The 8881-nt window shown below is 58.9% G+C and carries 6 protein-coding genes; 3 read left to right on the top strand and 3 right to left on the bottom strand.

Translation table 11 applies throughout. From position 1 onward, the window contains the following. Nucleotides 1–228 precede the first annotated feature (228 nt). The 3 genes from FQ185_RS28300 to FQ185_RS28290 are packed head-to-tail and all read left to right on the top strand — an operon-like array spanning nt 229 to nt 3794. Complete coding sequence (locus FQ185_RS28300) at nt 229–888, top strand: paraquat-inducible protein A (RefSeq protein WP_149420310.1); 660 nt, start codon at nt 229–231, stop codon at nt 886–888. Further along, complete coding sequence (locus tag FQ185_RS28295) at nt 875–1498, top strand: paraquat-inducible protein A (protein WP_149420309.1); 624 nt, start codon at nt 875–877, stop codon at nt 1496–1498. The genes FQ185_RS28300 and FQ185_RS28295 overlap by 14 nt, the downstream gene beginning before the upstream one ends. After that, nucleotides 1491–3794, top strand: coding sequence for an intermembrane transport protein PqiB (locus tag FQ185_RS28290; protein WP_149420308.1), 2304 nt, complete (start codon nt 1491–1493; stop codon nt 3792–3794). Before FQ185_RS28295 ends, FQ185_RS28290 begins: the two co-directional genes overlap by 8 nt. A gap of 223 nt (nt 3795–4017) precedes the next feature. Here FQ185_RS28290 and mksF read toward each other — a convergent pair whose 3' ends face one another. From mksF to mksB, 3 genes are read right to left on the bottom strand one after another with little or no spacing between them, the layout of a single operon-like run. After that, complete coding sequence (mksF, locus tag FQ185_RS28285) at nt 4018–6858, bottom strand: Mks condensin complex protein MksF (RefSeq protein WP_149420307.1); 2841 nt, start codon at nt 6856–6858, stop codon at nt 4018–4020. Continuing rightward, nucleotides 6855–7556: an Mks condensin complex protein MksE gene (mksE, locus tag FQ185_RS28280; RefSeq protein ID WP_077749032.1), complete on the bottom strand. Its 702-nt coding sequence runs from the start codon at nt 7554–7556 to the stop codon at nt 6855–6857. The genes mksF and mksE overlap by 4 nt, the downstream gene beginning before the upstream one ends. Further along, nucleotides 7546–8823 (bottom strand): Mks condensin complex protein MksB, encoded by a 1278-nt coding sequence (gene mksB / locus FQ185_RS28275; RefSeq protein ID WP_178113619.1) that lies wholly within the window; start codon nt 8821–8823, stop codon nt 7546–7548. Before mksB ends, mksE begins: the two co-directional genes overlap by 11 nt. Between the last annotated feature and the right edge of the window lie 58 nt (nt 8824–8881).

Here is an 8881-nt window from a genome sequence, read left to right as displayed (position 1 = left end):
CCCGAACTCAGCAGTGAAACGATGCATCGCCGATGGTAGTGTGGGGTTTCCCCATGTGAGAGTAGGTCATCGTCAAGATTAAATTCCGAAACCCCTATCTGCGTATGCAGGTAGGGGTTTTGTTTTGCCCGCAGGAAAATCAGGATTCGAGCACAGCACAAATTTGCACAGTTATTTTCGATCCATGACACTAGAATAGGTCCAAATTTTTCGGAGGTCAGAGCCCTTATGCCAGATCCGGTTGACGCCCGCGGGCTGTCAGAATTACCGTTGGGCAATTTGGTGGCGTGTCATGAGTGCGACTTGCTGATGCGCAAGCCTGAGCTCGCCCACGGCGAAAAAGCGCTGTGCCCGCGCTGCGGTTATGAACTCTATGCCCATCGGCATAACGTCGTGCAGCGCAGTCTCGCTTTGGTCATCGCCGCTCTGCTGTTGTATATCCCGGCGAACTTTTTACCCATCATGCAGCTCCATCTACTCGGGCAGTCTTCGGATGACACTGTCTGGACTGGTGTTGTAGGCCTGTTCAATACCGGTATGCAGGGCGTAGCAGTCGTGGTGTTTCTCTGCAGTATGGGAATCCCGCTGCTCAAACTGCTCTGCCAACTGGTTGTACTGTTGAGTATTCGTTTTGATATCGGGCGCAGTTACGGGTTGCTGCTCTACCGCATTTATCACCATTTACGCGATTGGGGAATGCTTGAGGTTTACCTCATGGGCGTACTGGTGGCGATCGTCAAACTGGCAGATATGGCAGCAATTAACGTCGGTCTTGGCCTGGCGTGCTTTATCGGTTTGTTGTTGGTCCAAGTCTGGTTGGAGGTCGTGATGTCGCCTCATCAAATTTGGCAGGCTTTATCAGGAGAGGATGCCCATGCGGGCGATTGATGCAGGCATTCTGATTTGCGCTGAATGCCATGAATTGAACAAGCAGGAAGCCGACACCGACGAGCAGGTCTGCACCCGTTGCGGTGCGCTGGTTCACGCCCGTCGCCCGAACAGTGTGATGCGTACCTGGGCGCTGCTGGTTACCGCAGCGGTTCTCTACATCCCGGCCAACGTATTGCCGATCATGACCGTCAGTTCACTGGGGCAGGGCGATCCCAGCACCATCATGTCCGGGGTGATCCAACTGGTTCAGCACGGCATGATTCCAATCGCCGCCGTGGTTTTTATTGCCAGCATTCTGGTACCGACGTTCAAATTGGTGGGCATCGGGCTGCTTCTTTTTTCCGTACAGCGGCACCAGCCACTGTCGGCTCGCCAACGTATTTGGATGTATCGCTTTATCGAGTTCATTGGCCGCTGGTCGATGCTGGATATCTTTGTGATCGCCATCCTGGTGGCGGTTGTAAATTTCGGACGGCTTGCCAGCGTCGAAGCCAATCTTGGCGCCATCGCCTTCGCCAGTGTGGTGATTCTGACGATGCTTGCCGCAGTAACTTTCGATCCCCGACTGATTTGGGATAACACGGAGTCGGACGACGACCATGACTGATTTGCCTACAGCGAAAACCCGACCGGCTTCGAACTGGTCAGCCATTTGGGTGTTGCCCCTGATCGCCCTGATCATCGGCGGCTGGCTTGCATGGCGTGCCTACAACGAAACCGGCATCGAGATTCAGGTCCGCTTCGAAAGCGGAGAGGGCATTCAGGCCAATAAGACCGAAGTGGTCTACAAAGGTATGTCCGTCGGCAAGGTGAAAACCCTCAAACTCGACGATGAAGGCTCCTCCAAGGGCGTTATCGCCACCGTCGAGATGAACAAGGACGTTGAGCCATACCTGCGGACCAGCACCCGTTTCTGGCTGGTCAAACCGAGTGTAACCCTGGCCGGTATCACGGGTCTGGAGACGCTGGTCTCGGGTAACTACGTCGCGATCAGCCCGGGCGAGGGTGAATCAACCCGTAAGTTCAAAGCCCTGGCCGAAGAGCCGCCGCTGTCGGACGCCCAGCCCGGTTTGCACCTGACCATCAAGGCTGATCGTCTTGGTTCGCTGAATCGCGGCAGCCCGGTGTTCTACAAGCAAATCCGCGTTGGACAGATCAAAAGTTACCTGCTGTCCGAAGACCAAAGCACCGTAGAACTCAAGGTCTTCATCGAACCCACTTACGCCAAACTTGTGCGTAAACACACGCGTTTCTGGAACGCCAGCGGCATTAGTATCGACGCCAACCTGTCGGGTGTGAAAGTGCGCAGTGAGTCCCTGGCGAGCATCGTCGCTGGCGGGATTGCGTTTGCTACACCGGAGAACCGCAAGGACAGTCCGCCCACCGACCCAAGCCTGCCGTTCCGTCTCTACGAAGATTTCGATGCGGCGGCTGCCGGTATCCGGGTCAAGGTCAAACTCAGCGACTTCGAGGGCCTGCAGGCCGGGCGTACGCCAGTGATGTACAAAGGCATCCAAGTCGGCACGCTCAAGGCGCTGAAGATTGATCCGGATTTGTCCGGCGCCAGTGCTGAGTTGACTCTCGATCCATTGGCCGAGGATTATCTGGTCGACGGAACGCAGTTCTGGGTAGTCAAACCGTCGATCTCCCTTGCCGGGATCACCGGACTGGAGGCCCTGGTCAAAGGTAACTACATCGCCGTGCGCCCAGGCGACAAAGGCGCAGCGCCACAGCGCGAGTTCGTGGCGCGACCCAAGGCGCCGCCGCTGGACCTGCGTTCGCCGGGCCTGCACCTGGTGTTGTTCACCGAGAACCTGGGCTCACTGGAAGTCGGCAGCCCGATTCTCTACAAGCAGGTCAAAGTCGGTTCGGTTCAGAGCTATCAGTTCTCGCGCACCAAAAAACAGTTGGTGATCGGCGTACACATCGAGAAAGAATATGAAGGTCTGGTCAACGCCTCGACGCGATTCTGGAATGCCAGCGGCATTACGCTCACGGGTGGACTGACCGGCGGAATCCAGGTCAAAAGTGAGTCACTGCAAAGCCTGATGGCCGGTGGTATTGCCTTCGAAACCCCGGAAGCCAAGGCGCCGTTGCAGAAGCGAATTCCACGTTTCCGTCTGTTTGCCAGCCATGATGAGGCAAACCAGAAAGGCGCCGTGGTAACGATCAAGGTCGATCGTGCCGATGGTCTGCGCACTGGGACACCGATCCGCTTCAAAGGCCTGGATGTCGGCAAAATTGAAGATGTCGACCTCACGGATGACCTGCAATCGGTGATGCTGACTGCACGCATCACCGAAGTACCGGAGCGCATCGCTCGGGTCGGCAGTCAGTTCTGGGTGGTCAAGCCTGAATTGGGTCTGATCAAAACCTCGAACCTCGAAACGCTGGTCACTGGCCAATACATCGAAGTGCAACCGGCAGCGAAAAACCTCGGTCCACAGAAGAACTTCATCGCCCTGACCAATCCACCAGAGACTGCCAAACAGGAAGCCGGTTTGAGTCTGGTGTTGAGCGCGGCCCGTCGTGGTTCGCTGAAAACCGGTGTGCCGGTGACCTATCGCGAAATTACAGTGGGCAAGGTGACTGGCTATGAGTTGGGTCAGACCGCGGATCGTGTGTTGGTCCACATCCTGATCGAGCCGAAGTACGCGACATTGGTGCGCGGCGGTACGCGTTTCTGGAACACCAGCGGATTTGGCTTCGACTACGGTTTGTTCAAAGGTGCGACGGTACGCACCGAATCACTGGAGACACTGATTCAGGGCGGTATCGCTTTCGCCACGCCGGACGGTGAGCGCATGGGCAGCCCGGCGCGACCTGAGCAGACGTTTCCGCTGTTCGACAAGTTCGAAGATGAATGGCTGACCTGGGCGCCGAAGATTTCGATAGGTCAGTAGCAGGTAATAAATTGGGTGTCTGTGACGACGCTTTCGCGGGCAAGCCCGCTCCCACATTTAATCGGTGTCGTACACAAATGCTTTGACCGACATAGACCCAATGTGGGAGCGGGCTTGCCCGCGAAGGGGGCCTCTGGTTCACTGAAAGTCTCAAACCAGCACACAAAAAAAGGCCGCGGTCCATTGGATCGCGGCCTTTTTTATTGCCTTCGATTAACGCAAATCAGACTGCATCCAGCTCAGGCTCATCCGCTTCAACATTAACGGCAGCCTTCACTTCATCGTGACGACGAATGTACTTCCAGTCCGCCTCGTCGATGTAGATCCCGTTCGGCCCGCTGCCACCTTCCAGGTCGATGGCGACACTGGCGCAGACCTGCGGCTTCACACTCGCCAGGATCGGTACGAAGCCCAGTTGCAGACTGGTTTCCAGCAGTGCTGCCTGGTTCTTCTCGTCGATGTCCGCCGCCTCGTCGAGGTAGTACGGCAGGCGCACGCGACCGGCCTGGTCGCGGTCCATCAAGTGCAGCAACAAGTACATGTTGGTCAGCGCCTTGATGGTCATGGTGGTGCCGTTGGACGCAGCGCCATCAATGTCGGTGTGGATAACCGGTTGACCGTTGACCTTGGTAATTTCGAACGCCAGCTCGAACAAGTCCTTGAGGCCGAGCTGGTTGTGGTTCGCCGCCACCAGACGCGCGAGGTATTCCTTGGCCTCTTCGTTCTTGTTGTCCTGATCAGCGCTTTGGCTCAGGTCGAAGACCGAAAGGGTTTCGCCTTCTTCGTACTGGCCGGCGCTGTGGATGATCTGGTCGATGTGCTTGAGCGCTTCCTTGTTCGGCGCGAGCACGATACGGAAGCTCTGCAGGTTGGAGACCTGACGCTTGTTGATCTCGCGGTTGAACAGCGCCAGTTGATGCTCGAGGCTGTCGTAGTCGCTGCGGATGTTGCGCAGGGTCCGGGCGATGTCGGTGACCGCCGCACGGCGCGCCTTGCCAAGGGTCAGCGCTTCGTCGGTGCGGTGTGCGTAAGCGTTGATCAGCAGTTGCAGGCGACGTTCCATATCGTCTTCGCTGTCGAACTTGGCCACACCCTTGAGGCGCACCTGAGCGTACAGCGCCTCGATCTGACCATCGCTGCGCTGCAAACCCTGCCAGCTGTCCTGATAGTCATTGAGCAACGGCAGCAAGTTGTCCATGGAATCATCGATCGGGTCCATGAACGGCGTACCGAACGGCAGGTCTGCGGGCAACAGCTGACGGCGGCGCAGGGCGTCGTCGAGGGTGCGTTGCTTGGCTTCCATGTCGCCGATCTGTCGGCCGACCAATTGCAGCTTGGCCGACAGTTGCTGGACGCGTTCGGTGAAGGCATCGCTGGAACGTTTCAATTCTTCCTGCGCGGCTTCCATCTGCGCCAGTTGTTCCAGCTTGTCGTCTTCTTCGGCGCTCAAGGTTTGCGAGCGGCGGAAGTCTTCCAGCGCTTTTTGCGCATCCAGCACTTGCTGGTACAGCGCTTCGGTCTGGGTCTTGCTGGCCGCGCGGTCGGCTGCCACGGCAGCTTGGGTTTTCAGTTGCTTGAGCTCTTTCTCCAGACGCTCTTTCTGATCGCGCAATGCCGCGCGGTCAGCCAAGGCTTGCAGGGCCGGCGGCTCGATGTGCGAGATGTCGATGGACAGGCCCGGCACTTCGAAGCGCTCGCCTTTGAAGCCATCGAGGATCAGCTCCATGGATTTGACCCACTGACCGTCCTCGTCCAGCGTAATGCCGTGTTCGCCCAACGGCAGGCTGAACAACGCGCTGTTGAACAGACGCATCAGGCGCTCGACATCCTGTTGCGAGAATTCCTCTCGCAGACGGGCGTAGCTGTTGTTGTCGGCGTGATCTAGCTGCTGCTTAACCGACTTCAGGCGTTTTTCCAGATCCCGCAGACGCTCTTCCAGATCTTCGGCGCTGAACTGTCGCGACTGCGCCAGCGCACCGGCCAATTCATCGTGCGCGTCCTTGGCCGCGAGCAGTTGCTGCTCCAGGACTTTGACGTCATCGACCAGCGCGAAGCGATGCTTTAGCACCGACAACTCGCCGAGCCAGCGCTGGATGCCGGTGATTTCCCGCTCCAGGCGCATCAGCTCCTGAGTGCCGCCACGCTGATCGTTTTGCAGGGCGTCTTGCTCGTTGCGGTAGTGCTCGGCCTGAATCGTCAGCTCTTCCTTGCGCGCACTGGCGTAGTCCGACCAGGTGCCGAGCAGGGAGTCGAGCAGCGGTGAGATCCGGTGCAGTTTGCCGCGCAGGATATTGCGCTGCGTCACGCCTGCCGCGAGGGCTTCGACCAACGGGCCGGCGGTGACCAGCGAGTTGTAGTCCTGCTCCATGCGTCGTACATCGCGGAACGCTTCTTCGCACGCCGCGATGTAGTCAACGCTACCGGAACGCAGGCTGTGTTCGAAGGCATCGAGGAACAATTGCTTGAGCTTGGCCGCAGTAATTTCGCGCATGTGCAGCAGGTTGATGAACAGTGCGCGGAAGGTTTTCAGGCTCTGCTCGCTGGTGGAGCGCAGCGGGATCAGCGTCAGGTCCAGCGGGATCGAGGTGTGACCGCCGACCAGCAAGCGACGCAGTTCATCCGGCTTGAGTTCGTAGGCTTTCAAGCCTTCGCGCTCAAGGTTGGTGAACAATTCTTTCTGGCGCAGGCAGGTGTCGTTCTTCTGGTAATGGGCCAGGTCGAGTTTGCCGGCGTAGGCAAAGAACTGGTGACCGAAACCACCGCCCGGGCCGCGACCGACCACGCCGATCACATGTGGGCCGTGGGGCAGCGAGACTTCGACCAGGATGTAACTGGTGTCCGAGGCGAAGTAGAAACGACGGGATTGTTCCAGACTGTACTTGCCGAAACTCATGTCCGACATGCGCGCCAGGATCGGGAATTGCAAGGCGTTGATCGAGGCGGATTTACCGAGGTTGTTCGCGCCGTAAACCGACAAGGGTTCTTCCAGCGGGAACAGGCCGAGGCTGTAACCGGCGGTGTTCAAAAGGGCGAAGCGGCCAATGCCGTAGCGTTCCTTGCTCATGCGTCGGTCTCCTGTTCTTCGGCAATGGCGCGGGCCATGGCGTCTTCTTCGCTTTCTTCTTCGAAGTCACTCAAGTCCAGCGGATCATCGGTTTGCAGCAGCTTTTCGTCACTGTCGTCGTCGATCAGCACCGGAACCGGCAGCGGCAAGACGCTGTGCAGGCTGGCGGCCAGATCACGATCCTGCTGGACCGACAGGCAGACATCGAGGAAGCGGTGCATCGGCGGCAGGAAACGGTAGATGCCGTTTTCTTCGCCGGCGAAACCGAGTTGGGTCATGCGGCGCATGATTTTTTCTTCGAGTTCTTCGACGGTCTGCACTTCGGCCTGGATGAACAGGTCGCGGTACTTTTCCAGCAGCGACGGCAATTCATCGCGACCGAGGCTGCCCCCGTCGAGCACGGCGACCGGGTCGCGGCCCTGGTCGGCCAGGTGCTCGACGAGGATGAAGGTGAACAGCGCCAGACGTTGCGCCGTCTTGTTTACCGCCGCCGCAGCGAGGTCCGGCACAAAGTAATAGAAACCACGGGTGTCGCAGACCAACTCATAGCCCAGCGCCCGGAACAGCGTGCGGTACTGGTCCTGGAAGTTCGACAGTTGCGCGTACAGCTCAGGATCGCGGCGACTGACGTGGTAGCCCTTGAACAGCTCGCGAAAGATCGGTGCCAGCTGGGACAGTTCGGATAGATCAAGATGCATGTGGGATGCTCGCAGAATCCTCGGCGGCGCAGTCGCGGGCCGAGAGCAGGGCGAAGGAGCGCAGGCTGACCTGATGCTCGTGAGTGTGGTAATCGCGGCGTTCCAGACGCTCGCGTGTGAAGCGCTTTTCCCGCGACAGGCGCGAGAACCAATACAGCAATTCGTCGGTGGCGCCGTCCGGCTCCTGCTCCAGCAACCAGGTCATCAGGTCCGGCATCGGCAGGGCGTCTTCGCAACGTTCGAGCATTTCCCGAACCGTGCGTGGCGCGCGCGGTGCTTCACCTTTCTGCGTTTTGTGGGCCTTGGGGAAGCGCGCCGGTTTCGGCTCGAAACGGGCCAACGCGTAAACGTAGGCTTCGACCTGACTGGCGCTGCCCAAGAAGGTGCTTTGCGGGCGAGTGAACATCGGCATGGCGGCTTGCGGCACCGCATCGATGCCCTTACGGCGAATGGCCGACAAGGCCAGCGCCGCGCCACGGGTCACGGCGTTGTGACGGCGGGCTTCTTCACGCAGCGGCAGCAACAGCTCGCGGGCGTGACGCAGGGTCAGTTGAGCGCTGGTCTGCATTTCGAGGATGCGCGCGTGGGTGCGCAGCAGCATGTCGTCGTCGACCAGATGGCCGAGGCGCTGCTGTTCGGTGAGCATCTTCAGCAGCACGTTCTCGACCTTGCGCACGCCTTGTTCGAAGGCGCCGTCGGCGTTCACCAGTTGAATCATCGGCTCGACGTATTCGTCCCAGGTCGCCAGCACTTCAGCGTAACGCTGACGCAGTGGAATCTGCCGGTCGCTGGTCTTGGCCCGCTCGGCGACAGCCACCAGGGCTTGTTCGTCGTTGGCGAGTTTCTTCAATACATCCCGTACGCGCATGTCGAGCAGGCGCAACTGGCGCGCCAGGTCGTGGCCGTCACGGATGTCGAAGGCGTCCTGGATATAACCGGCCAGGCGTTCGAGGTGACGCAAATAGGCTTCGATCTCCAGGCACAGGCCCAGACGGTGTTCACGGCGCAGGTAAGCGAGGAAGTCGTGAATCTGCGCATTGAGCTCGAAACGGTTCGGGCTTTTCGCCACGGGAACCAGAATGTCGAGGCGGATCCACACGTCCAGCAGGCTGGTGATGTCCTGCGGCGTACTGTCCAGTTGCTGGGCGGCCAACTGTGAACGCAATTCGTTGAGGCTCAGTGTGCCTTGGTCGAAGTGCTCGCACAGTGGCTCCAGAAGTGCCCAGTGTTCAGCGAGGGCGCGCAAGACGCGCTTGGGTTCGATCATCGGAATGGCCGGCTGGTTGGCGATTAAAAGTCGCGATTGTACTGCATCACGTCCGTTG

Source organism: Pseudomonas sp. ANT_H12B (assembly GCF_008369325.1).
Taxonomy (GTDB): Bacteria; Pseudomonadota; Gammaproteobacteria; order Pseudomonadales; family Pseudomonadaceae; genus Aquipseudomonas.
Note: the sequence above shows the minus strand (reverse complement) of the source record. Positions and strands in the feature narration are given on the sequence as shown.

Bases quoted from the DNA above. Each gene is read 5' to 3' on its own strand.
- FQ185_RS28300 (WP_149420310.1), top strand. From the start codon at position 229: ATGCCAGATCCGGTTGACGCCCGCGGGCTGTCAGAATTACCGTTGGGC.
- FQ185_RS28295 (WP_149420309.1), top strand. From the start codon at position 875: ATGCGGGCGATTGATGCAGGCATTCTGATTTGCGCTGAATGCCATGAA.
- FQ185_RS28290 (WP_149420308.1), top strand. From the start codon at position 1,491: ATGACTGATTTGCCTACAGCGAAAACCCGACCGGCTTCGAACTGGTCA.
- mksF (WP_149420307.1), bottom strand. From the start codon at position 6,858: ATGAGCAAGGAACGCTACGGCATTGGCCGCTTCGCCCTTTTGAACACC.
- mksE (WP_077749032.1), bottom strand. From the start codon at position 7,556: ATGCATCTTGATCTATCCGAACTGTCCCAGCTGGCACCGATCTTTCGC.
- mksB (WP_178113619.1), bottom strand. From the start codon at position 8,823: ATGATCGAACCCAAGCGCGTCTTGCGCGCCCTCGCTGAACACTGGGCA.